We start from the raw sequence: 21785 nt of genomic DNA, 5'->3' as shown, positions 1-21785 counted from the left end.
TGTAGGCGGAAAGCTCGATGGCGGCTTAAATATCGCGCGGCTTAGTCTGAAACCGAATATACTTTGGATTGGCGCTTTTGTACAACGTAAGGATCCAGCAGGGCGACGAGTTCGTTGTGTTCCGTACTTTTGGCCCAGGACCGCAATTGCCCTAATTCCGCGAATTCCAGCATCAAAACACAGCGGGAGGCATTTTCCACATCTTTCATCCGGCGAATGTTCAGATATCCTTCAAAGGGGGCGAGAACCGGACGAGCCCGGTCGATCCATTCGGGAAAATAATGGATGCCTTCATTGTTGAGAAAATGTTCTACGAGTACGATGATCATGAGACCTGCCGGATTTAAGGATGTTGTAGCAAATGGGACCCATTGCACGGGAAAGCGTAATCTATAAATCGACCCAAACTGAGTGGGGGATCTACCAAACTGGTTTTGCGCCCTTATACCTATTTACACCGGATTGAGATAAAGGTTGAAGAAAACGGGATAATATGGCTTGTTTTTAAGAACATTTTTAAAATTCGTTTTTGATGGCGAAAATGACCAGATAATGGTTCTCACGAAGGCATTTTTGAGCCTCATAGCAGCGCTACGGGGCGAAAAAATGGTAAAGTGAGGTTCATTAGATGGTTATTTGCAGGCCAAAGGATGAAATTTAAATATGTTCTATTATTAACGACCATGAAAATTAAAATTTCGGGCAAATCCATAGGTCATTTTCTTACCTTTTTGACCGCTAATCTCCAATCTTAAAATGAGCTAGTATGAATACCAAAATCATTTTCCGGCCGGCGCTTCTTCTGGGTAGCCTGCTTGTGTTCACGTACTGTCAGACCGCCCCGGCCGACTCGGGAGAAGTCCCAATTACCCCGGCTACTCCCTGGGAACTCATCGTTGTAGAGCAGGGCGCGGGAACGGTCAGCATCCTGGATCCGCAGACCGGGCAGAAAAAGAAGGAGATAGCGGTGGGGTATAACCCGCACGAAATTGCTTTGAGCGCCGACAACCGGACCGCCTACGTTTCCAATTTCGGGATCGAGGATTACGATCGCACTATTGGTACGCCGGGCCTGAATATCTCCGTGATCGATATCCCCACCGGGCAGGTGACGGCTACGTTCCCAACCAATCGCCGGCCGGAACTGACCGATAATCAGGCGCCGCACGGGATCCGCCTCCGGCCGGGCCGACCGCAAGAATTGTACGTCAATGTAGAAGTAGGGGACTCCATGTTGGTGTACGATACCGGATCCGGGCAGATCCGCCGCACTTTCCCGCTGCCGCCGGGTGCGCACAATTTCATTTTCTCTCCTTCCGGTGATACGATCTTTCTGTTTTCCGGCGAGGAAGGTATTTTCAGCTTCAGGCCCGAAACCGGGGAACAACTGGCCCATTTCGAGACCGGTAGTGCCAGTCGGGGACTTACTTATACCCTCGACGGAAAATACCTCATCGTATCCTGCGGGGATGAGATCTATTTACTGGACCCGACGGACCTGAGCGTACACCGGCATTATCCGGAACTCGGCGTGCGCCAGATCATTTATTCCACCCCCGCGCCGGACGGAAAGCACATTTTGGCTCCGTGTCCCTACGATGGGGTCGTACTGCTGATCGATATGGAAAGTGGGCAGATCGTGCGTCGGATGGAGACCGGTAAAGCACCGATCTACGTGCAGGTGGCTCCCGGAAACGAAAAAGCCTATATCGCCAATGCAATGGATACGCACCTGAGCGTACTGGATCTTGCGGCCTTTACGCTGGATACCATCGGCGGTGTGAACCGGCCCAACGGTTTCGGTTTTATCGGTCGGCCTGTCGATAAATAAAGAAGGAGAGCAGCTGCAGGCTGCTCTCCCTGTGTATATAAGACGTTTTCCTAAAAATTACTCGACTGCGATTATTTCCTGTACCGGGGTTGTAAAGTTTTCAGAGAGAGACTTACCAGTGATTATAATGGCTTAAGTCAGTTAAGTTTTGTGAGGACTGAGACCGGGGAAACATCCCTCCTTCCCCGCTCCCAATCCTCACCTCTCCTTCCTCATTCCTAATTAAGAGAGTCTGAAACTTGCCGATCCTACCAAACCGGTCCGGGTGTAAATATTGGCCCGGTAATAGCCGGCCGGCATTTTATCATCCAGAGAGATATGAAAGGCCAGGCGCTGACTGGTGCTGATGTTGAAATCCTTGGCAACCTGGCTGTCAAATGAGAGTGTTTGTCCGTTGGCCAGTTGAAATTGCTGGCTGCGATTATTTTCGGTTTTTACCGGCACCCCTTTGTTATCTACCAGGGAGAGGTAGATGGTTTGCTGGCCGTGCCATTCTTCCGGCACTCCGATCAGATCGAAACTTACATCCACCTGGCGGGCGCGTTTGCCCTTTACCGTGAGTTTGTCGTTGCGTCTTTGCACTTCTACCCGGAAGGCGACGCCCTGCATGCCGGCGGGTGCCATACGGTCCAGGTTGCGCTGAAGGTACTGGTTGTCGGTTTCCAGATCATCCATCCGGTTTACGAGACGTTCGTTTTCCAGTTGAGCGTCTTTAAGCTGGCGACTGAGCTGGATATTTTCGTCTTTAAGTTGTCGGTTTTCGGTTTCCAGTCGGGCCAGTGTTTCCTCCAGTTGGTTCTTAAAAGCCATCAGCTGGTCCAGTTCGGCTTGTTTGGCTTTCAGGTTTTTGCCGGATTGCCGTTTGATCTTGCTCAGTTCGGCATCTCTGGTGGCCAGTAACTGGTTAGCGTTCTCTACGCTACCCAGCAGGTCTTCATTTTCTGCACTCAGGGAGGCGTAGGCACCCATCAGACTGTCAATTTCTGTGTTCAGTTGATCGATCCGGAGGGTGTAGCCGGAGATCGCTTCGTTCATTTCGGCATTGACGGTTTCCAGATTGCGTTTGGCGTTCCAGAAGAAAAATAATCCGGCAAAAGAGAGTACGGTAAGAGCGGTAATGCCACCGGCATACCATTTGATTTGCATGTCCTTGTTCATGGATAATTTGAAAGCAAAAGTGAATAATGTTGTGAAAAGTAGGGGTATTCTATTTGCCATCATAAAAGCTTGGGAGCTGTTGGTAATGATCGGAAAAGCTTTTGTTTGACGTATTACCAACCGGTTTTCCCTCGGAAGAAGTCCCTCCTGGTTTTAGGAGCGGAAGCATATTTAACTGGCAACTGGATCTCGGGGTTTCCTACCGCTTGTTTTTTGGGGATTGTGGGAGGAAACTTCTTCCTTGGTGAACCTTTATGATATGTTTAGGGATTGTCCGTTCAGGTATAGTTTCTTAGAGGGGTGAAGATCGATCGGGCCATCAAAAAACGATCTTACTTCATTGCTCCCCTCTAAGATTCTATCGGGAATTAACTGGATCATTTAGTTTATCTTCATAACCTGACCCAAAGATACTATCGCCAGGAGGCGAAGTGGGAGATCTTCGGTGAGTGGGGTGCTTTTCTCGGTAACCGGTCCCGTTTTCTCGTTGAATTCTACGGAGCGGATCAGATGATCTGCTGCCTGACCTGTTCCATGGCGGACTGGAGCTGGCACCAGAGGTATTCCAGTTCCGTACCGAGGTCCCGGGCGGGTCCCGGTTGCTGGGCTTCCTCCTCCAGTTTCTGCAGGATGGGACCGAGCGAATGGGCCATACCCATATAGGCTACCGTAGAGCGCATGCCGTGGGCCAGGGTGGCTACGGTCTGCAGGTCTTTACTGGTACCGGCGGCTTTGAGCTGGGCGTATTCCTTGGGGATCTGCTCCAGAAAAATATCGGCCATTTCGCGCATGCGCTCGGGTTTGCCGTTGGCCAGTCCCCGTAGGTATTCCAGATCGATCAGGCTTTGCTCCCCGGCTGCGGGTGGGGTCCCGGGCTGATCGGGGGCTGCTGCCGTTGTCGATACGTTGGCGTGACCGTAGCGGACCAGCAGATCCAGCAGATCCCGCTGGCGGAAGGGTTTGGGCAGGTAATCCGTCATACCGGCCTGCAGGCATCGCTCGCGCTCACCGTGGCTCGAACTGGCGCTGATCCCAATGATCACAGTTCGGGGCGGCAGTAGCTCCTCCCGGAGTTGGCGGGCAACGCGGTAGCCATCCATTTCCGGTAGATTGATGTCGAGAAAGATGAGGTCGTAGTTGGTCCTTTCGGCCAGTCGGATCGCCTCCAGGCCGTTCCGCGCCAGATCGTAGTTGAGATTCCATTCCTGGAACAGCAGCGCCATAATGCGGCGGTTAAGCACGTTGTCTTCCGCCAGCAGTATCCGCCGGAAACCGGGCAAACGGCCGGTAGGCGGCGTGATCGCGGGCAATTGCTCTTTTCCACTGGCCGGAGCCAGCCGGTAGGGGATACGAACGGTAAAGGTGGAGCCCTGTTCGGGTTGACTGTGGCAACTGATGCTGCCCCCCTGGAGTTCCACCAACTGCTTTACGATCGCCAGGCCGAGACCGGTGCCGCCGAAACGGCGGGATATGGCGGCTTCTCCCTGTCGGAAACGCTCAAAGATCCATTCCTGCTGATCCTTTTCGATGCCGATGCCGCTGTCGCTGACCTTGATCTCCAACAGACGGCGGTCCGGGGCTGACTGGTGCAGGTGCCCCCAGATCTGTACACCTCCTTCTTCCGTAAACTTCAGCGCATTGCCGATCAGATTGATCATGATCTGATGGAGCCGGGAAGGATCTCCCAACAACATGGGTGAGCTGAGCGAAAACTGATTAAAATGTAATTCCAGTCCTTTGGCTTCGGCCTTAACCCTGAAGATCTTCTCCAGGTATTGCCAGCTTTCCGACAGGCGGAAGGGGATCTGCTCCAGATGGACCATGCCGGCTTCCAGTTTGGAAAAATCTAGGATGTCGTTGACCGTGGTCAACAGGTTCTCTCCGGAGAGTTGGATGCCCTCCGCCAGTTCCTGTTGCCTGGAATTGAGCGGCGTGGCCGCCATCATTTCCGAAAAGGACATCACGGCGTGTAGCGGCGTTCGGATCTCATGACTCATATTGGCCAGGAACTGCTCCTTGACCCGGGCGGAATGCTCCGCTTCCAGGCGAGCTTCCTCCAGTTTGAGCTGGGTGGCCTTTCGATATTCTATGGATCTCAGGAAGTAAAAGAGCGCCAGCAATACAATGCCGGTAGCCAGCAGGGTGCTGAGGTAATCGATCTGACTGACCTCCTGCGCTTCGCTCCGGTTAATGGCGATCGTCTGGGTAATGTTCTGGCGTTCCAGTTGCCGCAATTCGCTGGTAATACGGATAATGCTGTCCCGCAAACGCAGCCCCTCCCGGGTATTGATCAGGCGGATAGCGGCATCTTCACCGCTGCGGCTGAAACTGTCCAGGACGGCTTCGCTGAAACTGATCTTTTTTTCTACCAGTCCGCGGAGCCGGTCGACGCCGCCGGGCACTTCCGGCAGGTCGGCGGACATCGTGGCGATGCGCTCCAGTTTTTCCCGGGCTTCGGCCATATTGCTGCCCAGGTCTCCGAGCAGTCCACTGGCGTTCGAGATAATATAGCTCCGGAGATTGCTTTCCATAGAGATCAGTTCGTGATCCAGGTCTTCCAGGTGGTTATCCAACTCGAAGTTAAACATCACCTTTTCATCCGATGCCAACAGATGCCGAATACTGGTACTGGAAAAGATGTGGATTACCAGGGTCAGGGCCAGTGCGAGCAGGAGGCCGAGGACGATCCGCCGTTCCAGGCGGTGATCCTGGCTTTTGAGCAGGGTTTCGAGGGCCGTGCGCATAGCGATCAGAGGAAGTTTAATTGGGCCATCACCCGGGCGCGGTAGCTGTCGCTGATGGGGATGAGGTGCCGGCCGATCTGGATGGAGTTGTCCTCGATGTTATCGATCTTACCGATCGCAACGATGTAGGAGCGGTGGGTGCGGATGTAGCGGCTCACCGGCAGCCGGTCTTCAATGGTTTTCATCTTGGTATACAGGGTATAGCGTTTTTCTTTGGTGGTCAGGGTCACGTAGTCTCCCAGCGCCTGGAAGTAAAGTATGTCATTGAGCTGTACCCGGACCAGGGTATTATTGGCTTTGAAAAAAATGTGTTCTTCGTCCAGCCCCGGGCCGGCCGGCAGGGGACGGTTCTTATTCTGATGCATTTCCTGGGCCCGCTGCACGGCGCTGAGCAGCCGGGCCAGCGTAATGGGTTTCACCAGATAATCCACTACCTGCAGATCGAAGGCCTCGACGGCATATTCCCGTTTGGAGGTGACCAGAATGACCAATGGCCTTTGGGGGAGTACCTGCAGGAGTTCCAGCCCGTTCATGTGCGGCATTTCTACATCCAGGAAAAGCAGATCTACTGCCTGCTGCTGGAGGTATTTCATCGCCTGCATAGCGTCTTCACATTCGGCGCGCAGATCCAGCGAATCGATGTCGGAGATCAGGTGCCGAAGGGCCGTTCTGGCCATTGCATTATCGTCAATTATCAGACAGGTCATAGGTATGGAAATTCAATGCAAATTAGACCTTTAGCACCATTAAAAGTCACAAATAGCAGCAAATTTTTTTTGCTTGCAAAAAAATTACAATCATACTGTAATTTTTTATCTTTGAGTGCGTTATGCGGGTAGTTGTACCACCTGATAGGAAGATAATTCATTAATTATATCAAAGATTTCGGGCCATCATCACTGCTGGGAGGCCTTGGGCTTTTGTGTGCTGGATCAAAACGCAAAGCCTTCGCCCCTTCCATTGTTAAAAAACACGCAAATGCTTAAAAAATTGGGTCTTGTTTTTGCGGTAAGCTTACTTACCATGGCACTGTACGGGCAATCTGCAAATTTTGCACCGACCGCCTTCAATCTGAACAGTAACGCTGCCGCAAAAGTACCACTGAGGAGCCTCACCGACCGCCAGTTACAGGCGTCTTTATTCCGCGAATTGAGAAGTAACGAGAAATGGAGAAATCTCATCGATCAGAAAAAAATGGCGATCGGACTCGTCGATCTGCGCAATCCGTCAAATGTGAAATTTGCCCACATCAACGGCAATCAGATGATGTACGCCGCCAGCCTGCCTAAGATCGCTATTCTGCTGGCCGCCATGGATGCACTGGAAAAGGGGGAACTAAAGGAAAGTCCGGAGGTATTACACGACATGAAGATCATGATCAGCCGGTCGGATAATCAGGCTTCCACCCGGATGATCGATCGACTGGGTTATAAAAAGATCGAAAAAGTACTGACCGATCCCAAATACCGCCTGTACGACAAAAACTATGGCGGTGGTCTGTGGGTCGGCAAACGCTACGCCAGTCAGGGCGCGCGCTATCCCGATCCCATTCTGGGTCTGAGCCATGCCGCCACGGCCAGTCAGGTCTGTCGTTTTTACTATCTGCTCGCAACCGGGCAGTTGGTCAGCACCGAACGTTCGGCTCAGATGCTGGACATCATGAAAGATCCGGAGCTTCACCACAAATTTGTCAATACCCTGGATCGCGTTGCACCGCGGGCGGACGTATACCGTAAATCCGGTTCCTGGCGTACCTACCACGCCGATTCCGCACTGGTGGAAGGGCCGGACCGGCACTATATACTGGTCGCCCTGGTCGATGACCCGGAAGGAGAGGCCATTTGCCGCCAGATGGTCACTGCCGTGGAGAAGGTGATCCAGATCCGTCGGCCTACGGCCGTGCGTTCCTCTAAATAAAAGGAGCGAATACCACAGCACCACAATTTAGCCACAAATGGACGAGCGCTTTATTTCTCGGATCTTCCGAAGGGCGTACTTTCGGAACGGGGAATAAGTTGTCCATTTGTGGCTAATTTATCTACCATCCTAGACATTAGAAAATCGGCGGAAACATCCCGATAACAAGACCGCTAAATGGTCCGGCCTGTCTTTCCCGCCGGCGCGCCGACCGACCTGATTAACCGACCGCTTCCAATTAAAGTGACAAAATCATCAATAGAGTTGTTAAATAGTCCGGAACCAAAGGTTAATTTTGTTTTCTAATGGATGATTAATGAATGGCTAAGATCCGCGATTATCTGGTTGAATTATTAGGTCGGGCTTTCGATATCCGGGAAGGGGAAATGCGCAGGGCGGTGCTCATGCAGCTCAATATCTTTTTGATCATTTCCACCCTGCTTATTGTCAAGCCGACCGTAAACGGACTATTCCTGGCCAAATTCGGCGCGGAAAGCCTGCCCCGGGCTTTTATCCTGGTAGCGATCTTTGCGGGTCTGGTGTCCATTCTGTACGCACGTGCGCTCAACCGGGTATCGCTGGACCGGATCATCCATATCACCCTCCGGTCTTCGGTGATCACGCTGGTTGCTTTCGGCTTTTTTCTCCGCCTGAATTTTCTGGAATCCTGGGTGCTTTATTTGTTTTACCTCTGGGTTTCGATATTCGCCGTACTGTCGGCCTCCCAGTTCTGGGTGCTGGCCAATATGGTCTTCAATACGCGGGAAGCGAAAAGGCTGTTTGGTTTCATCGGAGCGGGCGCCATCGCCGGCGGTATTTTCGGCGGTTATTTGACTTCTCTGCTGGCTCCCACGCTGGGCAGTGAGAACCTGCCTTTCGTCAGCGCTTTTCTGCTGGCTTTTTGCATTCCGATCACTTCCCATGTCTGGCAGCGGGATGTCACCGCCGCCCCGGCGCCCATGGTGAAAAAAGAGAAACGGGGCAAACAACTGGCACCGAGTCCGCTGCGGCAGATCCGTTCGTCCAAGCACCTGAGCCTGCTGGCCGGCATCGTCGGTATCAGCGTGGTGGTAGCCAAACTGGTGGATTATCAGTTCAGTGATCTGGCGGCGCTCCACATCCCGGACCGCGACGATCTGACGGCCTTTTTCGGATTCTGGTTTTCCTCCTTTAACCTGATCTCCCTTTTTCTGCAATTGTTCCTCACCCGGCGGGTAGTGGGAATGCTGGGCGTCGGGACTTCTCTGTTCTTTTTGCCGGGCAGTATTTTTCTGGCGGCAGCAGCCCTGGTCTTCTTTCCCGAATTGTGGGTGGCGGTCATCCTGAAACTCGCTGATGGTAGCCTGAAGCAGTCCATCAATAAAGCTGCAGTAGAGTTATTGATCCTGCCGATCCCCCAGGAAGTGAAAAATCAGACCAAGACCTTTATCGATGTATTTGTGGATAGTCTCGCCACCGGTATCAGTGGCCTGATCCTGATCTTTGTGGTGAGCGGCCTGGATCTGTCTACCCGGGCGATCAGCATCATTATTCTGGTGTTGATCCTGCTGTGGGGCTGGCTGGCGCTCCAGATCCGGGGGGAATACATTCGCACTTTCAAAAAGCGGATCGATCAGGCTCAGGAGGTCAACAACCGACAAATGCTGGATCTCAGTCAGGAATCTGTAGTCAGCGGCTTGAAAAAAGTACTGGACCAGGGTGCGGAGAAGCAAATTCTCTATGTACTCGAAAAGATCCGGGAAGCCCAGGATGACCGATTTTTTGACAATGTATTACCGCTCCTGCAACACTCGTCCAGCTCGGTGCGGGCGAAGGCGATCCACTATCTGTATTATCTGAAAAAAAATTCGATCCCCGAAGAGATTGAGCCGCTGACCCACGACGAATCACAAAAGGTCAAGATCAAGGCTTTTGAATATCTGATCGAGCACCGGCCGGCGGATCGGGTGGAACTGATCACCCGCTATCTTAACGACGGGGATTACCGCATTTACGGCGCTGCGCTGGTGAGTCTGGCCTACGAGACCCGGGATAACCTGACCCTGCGCCGGGATTTCGGCCTGGAATATCGCCTGCAGGATACCCTGACGCGGATCCCCGAAGAAGAGGACCCGGATAAGGCTCGTTTTATGCAGGTGACGGCGCTGAAGGTGATCGCCTACAGCCATTTGAAGGAACATTACTCAGTTATTGCGGCATCTTTAGAAGAGGAAAACGCGGAGGAAGTGCGCAAACAGGCCGTACTTTCGGCCGGATATACCCACGACGTCAGTTTTATTCCCCGTTTGATCGAATTTCTGGGCGATAAGCAGTACGCGCCGGCGGCCAATGATGCCCTGCTGCACTTCGGTAATCTGGCACTGCCGGCTCTGGCGCAGAAAATGGCCGATCAGGAAAGTAGCATTGAATTACGGCGTACCATTCCCAATCTGGTAAAGAAAATGGGAACCCAGGAAGCAGTGGATTTTCTGTTTGCCCGCTTCGATTATCCGGATCAGGTGATCCGCTTTGAAGTGCTCCGGGGATTGAATTATCTGAATACCAATTTCGCGCACCTAAAATTCCAGAGGAAGCAGATCATGCAGAGCATTCTGGAAGAGGCCCGTCTGTATTCGGATACGCTGGCCATCCTATACGCTCAGAACCAACGGCAGATACCCGGTGAAGAGTCTTTCTCCCGGCAAATGGCGCTGGCCGAGGGGCGCAGCAGTCTGATCCGTCTGTTGGAAGGTCGGCTGGACCGCAACCTGGAACGCATCTTTCGGCTGCTCGGATTGCAGTATCCGCCGGATGATATCTTCAGTATTTATAAAGGTATTCAGAGCAAGCAGTCCGATCTACGCAACGATGCGCTGGAGTTCCTGGATAATCTTTTGGAAGCCAACCTTAAAAAGGTACTCATCCCCCTGGTGGAAACGGCTATGATGGATACCTTCTCCGAAAAAGCGATCAAACACCTGAAGCTGAAAATACCGGGAGAATACGAGTGTTTTTCCCGATTGCTCAGTGGGAAGGATACCCGGATTGCTCTGGCGGTGCTCTATATCATTCAGCAACTCGACGATCCGAAGTATATCCCTCTGGTCAAAATGGGAATTGAAAACCCGCAGGAAAAGATCCGGGATTATGCCCTGCGGACCCTGGAAATGCTGCAAAACTAAAAAAGGAAGGCAGTCGCACCTATTGATCCAATAAGCTTCAACAAATACCTTCCTTTTCCGGCCCGGCTCTATTTTCTCACCATCTGATCGATCCGGGAAGCCAGTGCATTATGATCCACATTGGAATTCTTCTTCAACACATTGGACATCAGAGCCACCATGTAGACCAGGCTGTCTCCGTGTTCCACAATAGCCACGGAGTTCATATAGTTATCCACGTTCCCCTGGTATTTGGCGCAATGGTAGCCCTCTTCCGGTTTACATTTGTACAGACTGCCGGATTTGAAATACACCGCTGCTTCCTTCAGGGCCGGAGAAGCGGCGTAGCGGATGCGGCGATCCGTCATATACATGAGCCGTTTGATCTCCAGACTGGTAGCCGGATCGATCACCCGGCCGCTTTCCAGCGCAGCCATAAATTTCATCAGGCCCACCGGTGTGCCCAGGCTGCCGCCCTGCGGGGGCACGATGGCCGTAGCGCCGCGCGTAAACATGGTGCCCAGTCGCCATTCATCGGAGGTGATACCGAGGTCGCGTAGCGGGTCATTCACCACGGAAATCGAAAGGTCGGAAAGTTCTTTCTTGGAAAGACCACGGAAATATTCATTGGCCTGCGCTTCGGTCAGCGTGGGATAATCCTGCTGGAAGGCCCGCAGCAGCATAGCTTCCCGCCAGACTACCGCCGCCGCACCGTTATTACTCACGGACAGCATGTGGTCGATCCATTCGTAGAGTGTGAAAACGTCCGATTCCCTTACCTGTCGTTTGACCAGCGTTTTGGTCTCCGGATTGTAAAACGGCACCGTGTGTTCGTCGTATACCGCCCAGGGGCCGCCCTTCACACTGCGTTCGCGCAGTAGCTGCTGACGGAGGTGGAAGGAGTCCGGGAAGAGGTTTTCCAGTTCACAGAAAATTCCGGTCACTACGGCGAGTTTTCCGACACTACCGGGCTGAAATCCCCGCCGCGGCTGCCGCTCGGCGTAACGCGGCTCCCGGCCCGGGGTGATATCCATTACCGCTACGGAGTAGCTTTCGTGCATATTAGGGAATAAGCCGTTGAGGGCTTTTTGCAGGTCCGGGTTGGTTGCCGGCAGGCTATCCATCATCGAACCGGTCAGACCGTAGAGGTTGAGTTGGATGGAATCGACCGACTTCATCGCTCCGGGGATCGGCTTGGTGCCTTTGACCTCTTCGTCCACTACGGCCTGTAGATAGGCCAGTCGCCGGATACCGGTCCGCTCGTACCCGTCAATAGGGTAGGAGTTGAGGGGCATGGGGATGGTGACCAGCAGTACGAGGAGTGCGAAAAAATAGGCAGTGAGTTTCATCTTAGTAGTACTTAAAGGTTGAAAAGGATATTGTGAACCCGCCGGTTACAATGGTTGCTTCAAGTTGACCATCTTATCGTCCGGGATCACCGGCGTGATGGATTCCAGATAAGTGGAAGCCGTTGCGCCTTTGTTCTCTACGAACGGACGAACCTGGAACAGCCAGATCTTATCGTCGCGGAAGCCCAGTTCGATATCGAAAGGACCGTCGGTTTCCACGCCCGGTGCTTCGGGCAGGATCTTTTTCACCTCTGCGGCCAGTTCTCGCAGATCGTCGAGGTTTTGCTGACTCAGAATGGGATCCTCAAAAGAGGCCGCCATCCGTTTCGTGCCGCCGGTTTCGGGCAGCCGGTTATAGTACGGCTCGCGGGCCGGTGACAGCAACTGATTTCCCCAACCGTCGTGCATGAGGTAAGATTCGGCGATCTGACCGTCAACGGCTCCGCCCGCTCCCCGGCTGAAAGCGATCGTAATGTCCGCGTCGCGGCCGGTAGTGACTCCCTTGGTGATCATCACGCCCGAATACGCTACATCCACACTCGGAATGATCAGGATGGAAGGAAATACGTTCTCCGGATTGAGCAGATAGCGTTGCCGCCATTTATAGCTCCGTTCGGTGTAGGGCGATGCCCAGACATCCTTGATGCCCTGCCAGATCCTTTCGGCATCCACCACGTTGAAGAGGGTCAGGTTGAGGCCCGCTCCGGTGAATTCCTTCAGGTCTTCCATATTGGTGTCACTCCGCAGAAAGACGGGAACGGAACCGATCTGGCCGCCCAGCACCTGCTGAAAGTCTTCGCGTAGTGCCTTTTCAAATTCGGGGAGCAAAGCGATCTCTTTGATCAGTTTGCGGAAGCTGTCCAGTTCCTCCAACATGAAAGCCTCGATCTCATTTTCGCCGGCGCCGGCCTGTTTGCGTGCGGCCGCCTGTCGGAAAATACCGTTGAGATGTTCCCAGTAACTCTGGTCGGTACCGGGCATCGTCTGATCGAGATGCTGCCGGAAAATACCGAAAGGTATGACCAGTCCTTCCACCACCTTATCGGGGAATAGTTGTTTTAACTGACCGAGGTTGGCCGCTTTGGGGCCACAGAGTTTACCGGAATCGGAAGCTTTCAGTTCCCGCAGGTTCAATACGCGGGTTTCTTCCAGCCGGATCTTATCCACCGGTACGGAGATCCGCTGTTCACTGCGTTGTTTGACGGTAAAGAGCTGCTGCTCCTCCTGCGTCATACTGGCTGCGGGTTTCATAATGATGGTACCCTTGTTGGAAACCGCATAGAAAACGGTCTGTCCGGCGTAGGCACGCAGGTCGTCCAGGTTCTGATTGGAAACGACGGCATTGGGAATACCGAGGTTGCGGGCCAGCAACTGAACGTGGGACACCATGTTCCCTTCGGAAACGGTGGCAATGCCGGCTACCGGTTTCAGATCGGCCGGTGGCCTCTCAAAAACGTAGATCTTATTTTTATCGACTTCCAGTTCTTCCGGAAAGCCTTCCACTATCACCAGCTCGCCCATAGCGTAGCCGGGGTTCAGTCCGCGCGCATCGCTCTGTCCGCGCAGGTCCATCAGCTGATTGGACAGACCGGCCTGTTCGGCCAGGAAATCTCCCAGCTGGCCCACACTTTGCCCGAGGGGCAACAGGATAGAAGCCCGGACGCGATCGTCCAGAAATCCGTAGGCTTTGGGTTCAAAGGCCGTAAACAGATTAACCGTGCCTGCGTATACGGCCCGGGTCATTCCGGCACCCCATTCTACCCGGCGGCGATTATTTTCGAAAAATTCATTCAGGGCGACCAGGGCGATCTCATCGGCTACGGGCGCAGCTACCGCCTGCGTCTCGTATTCCCAGATCTCTAAAAATCCGGCACCGGTAGCGGCTTTACCCAGATAGCAGATCTTTTCCAGCAGGGCCTGCGGGTGCTCCGCCTGCCACGATCCCGACTCTTTGAAGATGATCTCTTCCAGGTTGTTGGAAATATCCAGCAGGGCTAGCCGGGCCTTGCCGCCCTTTACCTGGTCGCCCAGGGTGCGGATATCCCACAGCAGATCGGCAGCGGCCGATACCCGGTCGGGACTGAAAGCCGTCGTCTGGTGTTGATCGATAAAGGAGCGGATGCGGCGGGTAAGCGTGTCCTGCTTGGGCAGTTTGTTGACGTATTTCCCGAGTGCGTTCAGGTCGACTGCGGCAAAAAGCAGTTCCATCTCTTCCAGGAGCTGATCCATCTTTTTTAGGTTGGCGGCTCCCAGTTTTTGCTGGTGGGTTTTCCGGAAACCGCGAACGCGTTGGATATCGGCCGCTTCGGGCTGGCCGTGGATCTTCACCCGCAGATCCTGAAAAGGAAGATAAGTATCGGAGATCTCCTTACTCAGGGCACGGACCGTCTGAGAACGGTTGTTGTCGCCCTGGTGGGGAATGTCTTTGGCGGCCTGCCGGACGAGGAAAAAATCTTCTTCCCAAACCTGCTGGTCGTTCAGCAGCCACTGAAAGAATTCTACTCCCCAGTTCTCTTCATCTTCTACCTGCACCGCTCCCCGGTAAAACTGCGCTTTGCGCCAGATCCAACCGTCGTCTACGGCCCGCAGGTATTTTTCGACCTGGTATTGTTTGAGCCGGGCGTGCTGATTAGCCGCATCCCAGAAGTCTTCCTTGGGCGTATTGGAAAGGATCTGTCCGATGAAGATATGCTGGTTCTTAGCCAGGGCCGCCACTTCGTCCTTGTAACGGGCCCGTTGCACACCGCCGGGTTCCGGGCATTTCTCTTTGGGAGGAATAACCGAACCGTCTTTGCAAAACCAGCGGATGTCTTTAAAAGGACCGCGTATGTCGGACTGATATTTCGCTACAAGCTCCTTAATCGCCTCGTTATCGGGCGTTTGAGCGCTTATTGGGTCAGTGATATAAAGGCTTAAAAAGCCCAGGAGGATGAGAAGCTTTTTCATGCTTTTGCCATTATGATGGAGTTTAGACTCAAAAAGATTTTGGGGTCACCTGATCAGCATGTTTTTTTCGTAAGGTGTTTTAAAAGTACGCCATTTTTTCTGGATATACCAGAACTCGCATATTCAGATCCACAGATTTTTGGGCAAGGATAAAAAAAACTGCACTAGTTAGCTTGACTCTTAAACTAAGTGAATGTATATTTGTAGTCATTCAACTTAGTTTAAAAAACAAACTAAGTATTTTTTCATCTTCAAAATCGTAAAATTATGGGCTACAGCAGATGGTCAAGCGATACGTACTCACAGATGCAGTCTACCTATTCTCAACAATCCAGAAGTGCCATTTTTCGATCTACTAATATCCATCCCGATCTGGATCCCCGCGGGCTGGTGGTTCGGGAGAGCCGGGATTCCGCCGCTCACCCGAATGCCCTGGCGATCGGGGTGTTCCTGGACGTTACCGGATCGATGGGGCGGATCCCGGAAATGCTGATCCGGCATAAACTGGGGTCGCTGATGGATACCCTGATCGATCACGGGATCGAGGATCCCCAGGTGATGTTTTCCGCCATTGGGGATCATATCTCCGACCGCGCACCTTTGCAGGTAGGGCAGTTTGAATCCGGAACGGAAGAAATGAACGACTGCCTCTCCAAGATCTTTCTCGAAGGTGGCGGCGGCGGGCAGAGCAAAGAATCCTACGCACTGGCCTGGCTGATCGGCGGTCGCCATACTTCCATCGACTGCTACGAAAAGCGACGCAAAAAAGGTTTCCTGTTCACGATCGGCGACGAGATGAACTGGGATACCGTAGATGCCCGGCGACTGAGCAGTATTATGGGCTACCGGGAAGCGGGATCCATGGATGCCCGGCAGGTACTCCGGGAAGCTCAGGAGAAATACCACGTTTTTCACATTCACATCAATGAAACCGGCTATCGCAACAATACTATGGTGATGGAATACTGGCGCAATCTGCTGGGAGAGCGTTTTCTGGTACTCGATAACCACCAGGCACTGGCGGAACTCATTGCCAGTACGGTAGCCCTGGTGAGTGGGGTGGACCCGGACCGACTCCTGCAGGCCTTTGATCCGTCTACGGCCGATATGGTGCAAAATGCCCTGGGGGATATGTCGATACCGAAAAGACCGGATAGTGGTAGGCGGATCTTTCGGTTCTAATGGTCCGGTTGTTGGTTGGTTCGACTGTTCGGTGGGCTGATGCAATGTCAATGATCCTTATCAGTTAACTCGCTCAGAGCAGTTGAACCGAAAGCAACCAATAGGATATCGTCAAAACCTTCAAGTATGACGACCGAATATCCCCAAAATAACTTGTCAACTATTACCTCAAGTTAAATCAAAATTATGCAAACGAATATCGTTATCGGCCTGGGCTACGGAGACGAAGGCAAAGGACTGACTACCGATTATCTCTGCCGGCAATACGCCCGGACTTTGATCGTGCGTTTTTCCGGCGGTCACCAGGCCGGACATACCGTGGTAACTCCCGAAGGACAACGGCACGTCTTTTCCAGTATCGGCAGCGGAGCGCTTTACGGAGCCCCGACTTACTGGAGTCGCTTCTGCACCTTTTATCCCATTGCCTTCCGGAATGAATACGCCGCTCTGGCGGAGCAATACGGGCTGCGGCCACAGGTTTATGTGGATGCACTGGCGCCGGTTACTACTCCTTATGAAGTATTTCTGAATCGGAAAAGGGAACGCATCAACGCACACGGAAGCTGCGGGGTGGGTTTTGGCGCTACGCTGGAGCGGCAGGAGTCCCCCTACCGGCTTTTCGTGCAGGATCTGGCCTATCCGTTTGTGCTGGAAAAACGCCTGCAGGCCATTCGCCAATACTACTGGGAACTAACGGGTGAAGATCCGCTTACCGAAGCAATGGCTTTACAACTGGAACAATTCAAACTCGCAGCCGCCGAAGCCTTGTCCTGCATCACGATCGTCCGGGAGAAGGAATTTATTCCAGAGCTGACCGGGAGGGGATTCGATCAGCTTTTATTCGAAGGCAGCCAGGGGATCCTGCTGGATATGGATCACGGCTTTTTTCCCCACGTCACCCGCTGCAACACAGTCTCTAAAAACGCGCTACAACTCATTGAAACCTACCGACTGCCCCGGCCGGAGATCTATTACATCAGCCGGGCGTACCAGACCCGCCACGGCAATGGTTATTTGTCGAACACCAACCTACCGCTGGAGCTGATCGAAAATCCACAGGAAACCAATCAATACAACGAATGGCAGGGGCACCAGCGCCGGAGCGTGCTGGATATCGATCTGCTGCATTATGCACTGGAAGCGGATGCGAACTACTGCGGTCGGGTAGAAAAACGCCTGGTGCTGACCTGCCTGGATCAGCTCCCGGGAGCTTTGCCGTATACCCGCAACGGAGCGTACCAATGGACGGATGATGCCCTGGAGATCGGACGTATCCTTAGGTTTGCTGCGGATAAAGTACTGTTGAGTTATTCAGAATGTGGAGCGGAGATCCGGGCCGGAGCCGAAGCGGTGCCAATTTGATCGGTAGATGCGCCGATTGTCAGCATTTGGACTTATTTTGGGAGTGGTAAAGGCCGGACGACGCCGGCCTGCCTCTTCGCATTGACGCTCTAAATCTCTGATATGGCCCTACGCATACTCATCGACGATAAGTGTTTTCAATCCATTTTCCACCAGGAGACCCATCTGGATCGCTTCGGGCATCCGGGCGTACCCAATCCGGTGCACCAGCGGCGGATCTCCACCTTTCTGGATATACTCCGGGAGCCGGCGGCAGGAATAAAAAACGAAGTACAGATCGGTGCGATTACCGAAACCAATTTGCAATGGGCGTCCTCTCTGGTACTGCTTACGCGTGCCGAGCCCTTCTCCGATGAAGCATTCAATCCGATTACGCAGTTTGTACTGGAAGCGGGAAACAGTCTATTGATCTTTTCCAACCACAATCCTCACGAAAAGCACGATCATTCGCTTACGCAAAGATTTGGAGTGGACCTCTGTGGAGGTTACTGGAGTGGCCGGCGGGAATTGACCACCACAATTTCCGGGGCCTGTCTCCGCGCCCATCCGCTGCTGGATGCTCCGGAATTCGGGAAACCCGTAAGCTCTCTGGTAACGAATACGACCTGCCGGATCGTTTCCACTGTCGGTACTCCTTTCCTGTATTTGCCGGATGGGATGGTCGGTCGCTGGTCCTCCGAGGGCGAAGCGCTTATCCCGGACCGGATCTTCGGACTGATCATCGACGGAAGCAAGTCTCAAAGCGATGCCGTCAAAGGAAAGATCGTGATCCTGGCGGATTCCGGCTTTATTGCCGATAAGGATTCCACCGTGCCGGGGAAAGGCCTGATCGATCAGGGAGATAATGAAGTGTTCATTCGCCGGCTGATCCGGTTTATTTGCCCTTGAACCGGGGTGGGCGTTTTGCCAGGAATGCACCGACCCCTTCGCGCAGGTCTTCGCTGGAAAATGCCGCCATTTGCTGGTCGGCTTCGAAGTCTACCGTTTCATCCAGGGTGTGATCGATCGCAAATTGAAGATCGGCCTTGGTGATACCGAGCGCGATCGGTGCTTTTTGGGCCAGCTCGTTGGCCCATTCGAGCGCAAAGGCCATCATTTCGCCTACCGGAGCGATGCGATTGGTAAGTCCCAGTTCCAGACAACGATCGGCGCCGATCTTTTCGCCGCTACAGGCAATTTCCATCGCCCGGCTGTAGCCGACGGCCCGGGCCAGAAACCAGCCGGCGCCACCGTCGGGTCCGAGACCGATATTGATGAAGGCGTAGCGAAAACTTGCATCCTCCGTCATCACCCGTAGATCACAGGCCAGGGCCAGGGCGCAGCCTACACCGGCAGCCGTACCGTGGATGGCCCCGATGATCGGTTTGGGCAGATCGCAGAACTTACGCATCAGCGGGCGGTAGTTCGATTTGATGTAATCCCGTCCCTGTTCGGGCGTAACGCCGGCAAACAGGCCAAGGTCCGCACCCGCCGAAAAACCGGGGCCGGCCCCGCGCAGAATGATCACCCGGATATTGGGATCGGCCGCGGCCTGGTCCAGACTCGTATTTAAACCCTGGATCAGGGCGTCATTGAAGGCATTGTACCGACTGGGACGATTGAGCGTGATCACGGCCACGGGGCCTTCTTCGTGGTACAGTACTGCGCTGTTGCTATTGATGGGATGCTCGGGATTGGCCATAAGGTTGAAGGATTAGTTCCGCTAAAGTTATAAATAAACCGCAATAATTTTCGGCTTAAACGCAATTGCCGGTCGCCGAAGGATTAGCCGTCTACCGTCGTTCGCTCATTCTCTTCTTTCGTTTCTACGGGCGCTTTTTTCCAGAAAAGGAATAATTTTTTAAAGGCTTTCCACTCCTCGGGTTTGACGATCAGGCCGTAGATCAGTGCGGTGAAAAACGTAAACATCGCGTATACCAGGGCCGGTTTGAGGGTGTCTTCGTTGCCCAGCAGCGTACCGCCGATCAGAAAAGCCAGCGAGGTATTCTGGATGCCGACTTCCACACCCATCGTCAGTTTATCATTGGTGCCCAGGCGTAGCAGGGTGGCCAGTCCGAAACCGGCCATGAGGTTCAGAAAGTTGCCAACGAAAGAGTAGGGGATGATCTGCCGGATATCGCTCAGGGTAATACCGGTACCACCCTGGTCTTCACCGGCAAAAAATTTGATGATAAAGAGTATGGCCAGCAAGATGACCGTGATCCATTTGAGCGGTCGCTGGGTGCTGACCGCAAAATTGGGGAAATAACGCCGGACCAGCAGGCCGGCAAAGGTCGGAGCGAGGATCACACTCAGGATCTGCTGGATCGTCTGGCCGATCGGCAGTGAGATATCCGCCTGACTGCCCATGAAATAGTTAACCGAAAAGCTAACGATCAGCGGTACGGTGATCAGGGCCAGAAAACTATTGGTAACGGTAAGCGATATGGAAAGGGCTGTATTCGCATTGAGCAGATAGGTCACAAAATTTGACGTGGTCCCTCCCGGACAGGTGGACAGGATCATGATCCCCACCTTAAATGCCGGCGGCAGATCGGCGAGTGTGGCAATGGTAAAGGCCAGGGTAGGAAGCACAATGATCTGCAGGAACAAACCTCCCAGGTAAGCTCTCGGTCTGGCGAAGGTAACGACGAAGTTACGCCAGGTAAGAGAGAGCCCTACGCTAAACATTATAAAAGCAAGAATACCACCGATCAGTATATCGACAAGGTTCATCTAGGGAAAGTATGCTCAGGTTTATTCATGAAATAACTCGTATCACCTGATCCGGTCCGGTTACTGCTTCGCAGAGCTTTGGAAGCGTGACTAAAGGGATCAGCATTTACTGCCCGGGGCAAATTTACCCGATGAACCGTTGCCGGTATCGGTAAGCCCGTGTAATTACGCTGCTCGTTGCTCTGCTATTCAAGTAGCACAACCTGAAATCAGTTTATGCTGATTGACGCTTGTGGCAACCAGCGGAATTCCGTTTTATAGAAACATCGGTATTTAAACAGGTGGAGGATTACTCTTTTTATATTCCGGATACTTCAGGAGCGGTACGATAGGGCCTGAATAGCCTGCACTTTTCACAAAAGGAGCCGGGTTTGATAACTATTTACCGTTGATCGTCAGAATTCAATCTTTGTGATGATCATATAACTGTTTAAATGGCCCACAAGTTGGCCGCCGGGCGCAAATTCGTCGCCACCAAAGATATTTAATCTTTGTAGTTCCTCACTTTTTCCAGCCGGGAATCCTTCCCGGAAGACGGCATCTGCACTTTTAACAGAAGTTTGCTGCCAAAATGGCGTGCAGTTATTGAATGTAAGTGACAAAATGGCGCAATGATGTAATTTTCTTCCTTTTTTTTCAATTGGTACGCCAATTGTACTATGGATGGTATACTTCAAATCAAAAACAAAAAATAATAACTGATATGACACTTGTAACTGCAAAACCAGTAAATCGCAGAAAACCTGTTTACTACAATGGTCTGGATCGTTTATTCGACGATTTCTTCCGTTTTGATGTTCCGGCTGCCGCCAAAGGCAAAACGCATCCGGCGGTAAATATTCTGGAAGGCGAGCAGGATTTCCAATTGGAATTTCTGGTGCCGGGTTGGGAAAAGACCGATTTCAACATTCAGGTAGAGAAAAATATTCTGACGGTTGCAGCTGAGTTGAAGCAAGCAGAAGGTGACCAGGAAACCAAAGAAGCAAAGCCGACTTACCGTCGCCGGGAGTTTGGTAAAAACAATTTCAAACGCAGTTTTGAGATCCCCGAAACGGTAAATGCCGAAGCTATCGACGCCAAATATGCGAATGGTATTTTGACCCTGACGCTTCCCAAACGTGAGGAAGCAGAGGCCGAAGTAGCCCGCACGATTGAAATTGGCTAAGGAAAGAAAGTTGCATCGCAGAGGGTACGGAGTAGAAAGGCCGCATTTGTCGGAACCCGATCACTCCGCAGGCCGGATAGAGGTTCCCGAATGTACTACGAAGTACACTCTGCGAAAGCAGATCGCCACCCGGAAGATTGATTCTGCCGAACGAGGCCGAACAAATCTCATTTAAAATGGTTTATCTGGTGTGGTTTAGGGTGAAAATGGATTTAAACCGGTGGGTCATTTTATGACAGAATATTGACGAAAAGTCCTCAATAAAAAAACCACAAA

General features: G+C 52.7%; 16 protein-coding genes. 7 read left to right on the top strand and 9 right to left on the bottom strand.

Annotated elements, in window-relative coordinates; all coding sequences use genetic code 11:
* Window positions 1-41 precede the first annotated feature (41 nt).
* The gene (locus tag CRP01_RS19475; protein ID WP_099151765.1) at window positions 42-329 is read right to left on the bottom strand and encodes an antibiotic biosynthesis monooxygenase family protein; all 288 of its coding nucleotides are present in this window, start codon (window positions 327-329) and stop codon (window positions 42-44) included.
* Between the two features lie 437 nt (window positions 330-766).
* Between CRP01_RS19475 and CRP01_RS19470 the strand changes: the two genes are divergently transcribed.
* Window positions 767-1831: a YncE family protein gene (locus CRP01_RS19470; RefSeq protein WP_099151764.1), complete on the top strand. Its 1065-nt coding sequence runs from the start codon at window positions 767-769 to the stop codon at window positions 1829-1831.
* Between the two features lie 222 nt (window positions 1832-2053).
* On the opposite strand, the gene CRP01_RS19465 is transcribed toward CRP01_RS19470, so the two are convergent.
* The 3 genes from CRP01_RS19465 to CRP01_RS19455 form a co-directional block, all read right to left on the bottom strand.
* The gene (locus CRP01_RS19465) at window positions 2054-2989 is read right to left on the bottom strand and encodes a coiled-coil domain-containing protein (protein ID WP_143473453.1); all 936 of its coding nucleotides are present in this window, start codon (window positions 2987-2989) and stop codon (window positions 2054-2056) included.
* 506 nt (window positions 2990-3495) lie between these two features.
* On the bottom strand, window positions 3496-5733 hold the full coding sequence (locus CRP01_RS19460) for an ATP-binding protein (RefSeq protein WP_099151762.1): 2238 nt from the start codon (window positions 5731-5733) through the stop codon (window positions 3496-3498).
* A gap of 5 nt (window positions 5734-5738) precedes the next feature.
* A complete protein-coding gene (locus tag CRP01_RS19455) occupies window positions 5739-6440 on the bottom strand; it encodes a LytR/AlgR family response regulator transcription factor (RefSeq protein WP_099151761.1) in 702 nt (233 codons plus the stop codon).
* Window positions 6441-6711: 271 nt separating this feature from the next.
* On the opposite strand from CRP01_RS19455, the gene CRP01_RS19450 reads away from it, so the two are divergent.
* Window positions 6712-7650, top strand: coding sequence for a serine hydrolase (locus CRP01_RS19450; protein WP_233752716.1), 939 nt, complete (start codon window positions 6712-6714; stop codon window positions 7648-7650).
* Between the two features lie 320 nt (window positions 7651-7970).
* On the top strand, window positions 7971-10811 hold the full coding sequence (locus tag CRP01_RS19445; protein WP_099151760.1) for an Npt1/Npt2 family nucleotide transporter: 2841 nt from the start codon (window positions 7971-7973) through the stop codon (window positions 10809-10811).
* 68 nt (window positions 10812-10879) lie between these two features.
* Here the strand turns inward: CRP01_RS19445 and CRP01_RS19440 are convergent, their stop codons facing one another.
* Window positions 10880-12139 carry a serine hydrolase gene (locus CRP01_RS19440; protein WP_099151759.1) on the bottom strand — a complete coding sequence of 420 codons (1260 nt, stop codon included), beginning with the start codon at window positions 12137-12139 and terminating at the stop codon, window positions 10880-10882.
* Between the two features lie 45 nt (window positions 12140-12184).
* Complete coding sequence (locus tag CRP01_RS19435; RefSeq protein WP_099151758.1) at window positions 12185-15085, bottom strand: PEP/pyruvate-binding domain-containing protein; 2901 nt, start codon at window positions 15083-15085, stop codon at window positions 12185-12187.
* A 267-nt stretch (window positions 15086-15352) separates the two neighbouring features.
* Here CRP01_RS19435 and CRP01_RS19430 point away from each other — a divergent pair, with 267 nt between their 5' ends.
* From CRP01_RS19430 to CRP01_RS19420, 3 genes are all read left to right on the top strand, one after another.
* Window positions 15353-16267: a hypothetical protein gene (locus CRP01_RS19430; protein WP_099151757.1), complete on the top strand. Its 915-nt coding sequence runs from the start codon at window positions 15353-15355 to the stop codon at window positions 16265-16267.
* 186 nt (window positions 16268-16453) lie between these two features.
* Window positions 16454-17629 (top strand): adenylosuccinate synthetase, encoded by a 1176-nt coding sequence (locus CRP01_RS19425; protein ID WP_099151756.1) that lies wholly within the window; start codon window positions 16454-16456, stop codon window positions 17627-17629.
* Window positions 17630-17731: 102 nt separating this feature from the next.
* A complete protein-coding gene (locus tag CRP01_RS19420; protein ID WP_099151755.1) occupies window positions 17732-18517 on the top strand; it encodes a hypothetical protein in 786 nt (261 codons plus the stop codon).
* Here CRP01_RS19420 and CRP01_RS19415 read toward each other — a convergent pair.
* The 3 genes from CRP01_RS19415 to CRP01_RS19405 form a co-directional block, all read right to left on the bottom strand.
* Window positions 18504-19310: an enoyl-CoA hydratase/isomerase family protein gene (locus CRP01_RS19415; protein WP_099151754.1), complete on the bottom strand. Its 807-nt coding sequence runs from the start codon at window positions 19308-19310 to the stop codon at window positions 18504-18506. The genes CRP01_RS19420 and CRP01_RS19415 overlap by 14 nt on opposite strands.
* Before the next feature lie 83 nt (window positions 19311-19393).
* Window positions 19394-20344: a bile acid:sodium symporter family protein gene (locus CRP01_RS19410; RefSeq protein WP_099151753.1), complete on the bottom strand. Its 951-nt coding sequence runs from the start codon at window positions 20342-20344 to the stop codon at window positions 19394-19396.
* Between the two features lie 395 nt (window positions 20345-20739).
* Window positions 20740-21021 carry a hypothetical protein gene (locus tag CRP01_RS19405; RefSeq protein ID WP_143473452.1) on the bottom strand — a complete coding sequence of 94 codons (282 nt, stop codon included), beginning with the start codon at window positions 21019-21021 and terminating at the stop codon, window positions 20740-20742.
* Window positions 21022-21047: 26 nt separating this feature from the next.
* Between CRP01_RS19405 and CRP01_RS19400 the strand changes: the two genes are divergently transcribed.
* Window positions 21048-21509: an Hsp20/alpha crystallin family protein gene (locus CRP01_RS19400; RefSeq protein ID WP_099151751.1), complete on the top strand. Its 462-nt coding sequence runs from the start codon at window positions 21048-21050 to the stop codon at window positions 21507-21509.
* Window positions 21510-21785: the final 276 nt, after the last annotated feature.

The sequence above is a fragment of the Flavilitoribacter nigricans DSM 23189 = NBRC 102662 genome (genome assembly GCF_002646595.1).
GTDB classification, from domain to species: Bacteria; Bacteroidota; Bacteroidia; order Chitinophagales; family Saprospiraceae; genus Flavilitoribacter; species Flavilitoribacter nigricans.
The sequence above is the reverse complement of the archived record's forward strand: the minus strand, read 5'-3'. Positions and strand labels throughout refer to the sequence as shown.

What these genes read in the sequence shown, in the direction of transcription:
- CRP01_RS19475 (WP_099151765.1), bottom strand. Translation starts at nt 329, where the DNA reads ATGATCATCGTACTCGTAGAACATTTTCTCAACAATGAAGGCATCCAT.
- CRP01_RS19470 (WP_099151764.1), top strand. Translation starts at nt 767, where the DNA reads ATGAATACCAAAATCATTTTCCGGCCGGCGCTTCTTCTGGGTAGCCTG.
- CRP01_RS19465 (WP_143473453.1), bottom strand. Translation starts at nt 2,989, where the DNA reads ATGAACAAGGACATGCAAATCAAATGGTATGCCGGTGGCATTACCGCT.
- CRP01_RS19460 (WP_099151762.1), bottom strand. Translation starts at nt 5,733, where the DNA reads ATGCGCACGGCCCTCGAAACCCTGCTCAAAAGCCAGGATCACCGCCTG.
- CRP01_RS19455 (WP_099151761.1), bottom strand. Translation starts at nt 6,440, where the DNA reads ATGACCTGTCTGATAATTGACGATAATGCAATGGCCAGAACGGCCCTT.
- CRP01_RS19450 (WP_233752716.1), top strand. Translation starts at nt 6,712, where the DNA reads ATGCTTAAAAAATTGGGTCTTGTTTTTGCGGTAAGCTTACTTACCATG.
- CRP01_RS19445 (WP_099151760.1), top strand. Translation starts at nt 7,971, where the DNA reads ATGGCTAAGATCCGCGATTATCTGGTTGAATTATTAGGTCGGGCTTTC.
- CRP01_RS19440 (WP_099151759.1), bottom strand. Translation starts at nt 12,139, where the DNA reads ATGAAACTCACTGCCTATTTTTTCGCACTCCTCGTACTGCTGGTCACC.
- CRP01_RS19435 (WP_099151758.1), bottom strand. Translation starts at nt 15,085, where the DNA reads ATGAAAAAGCTTCTCATCCTCCTGGGCTTTTTAAGCCTTTATATCACT.
- CRP01_RS19430 (WP_099151757.1), top strand. Translation starts at nt 15,353, where the DNA reads ATGGGCTACAGCAGATGGTCAAGCGATACGTACTCACAGATGCAGTCT.
- CRP01_RS19425 (WP_099151756.1), top strand. Translation starts at nt 16,454, where the DNA reads ATGCAAACGAATATCGTTATCGGCCTGGGCTACGGAGACGAAGGCAAA.
- CRP01_RS19420 (WP_099151755.1), top strand. Translation starts at nt 17,732, where the DNA reads ATGGCCCTACGCATACTCATCGACGATAAGTGTTTTCAATCCATTTTC.
- CRP01_RS19415 (WP_099151754.1), bottom strand. Translation starts at nt 19,310, where the DNA reads ATGGCCAATCCCGAGCATCCCATCAATAGCAACAGCGCAGTACTGTAC.
- CRP01_RS19410 (WP_099151753.1), bottom strand. Translation starts at nt 20,344, where the DNA reads ATGAACCTTGTCGATATACTGATCGGTGGTATTCTTGCTTTTATAATG.
- CRP01_RS19400 (WP_099151751.1), top strand. Translation starts at nt 21,048, where the DNA reads ATGACACTTGTAACTGCAAAACCAGTAAATCGCAGAAAACCTGTTTAC.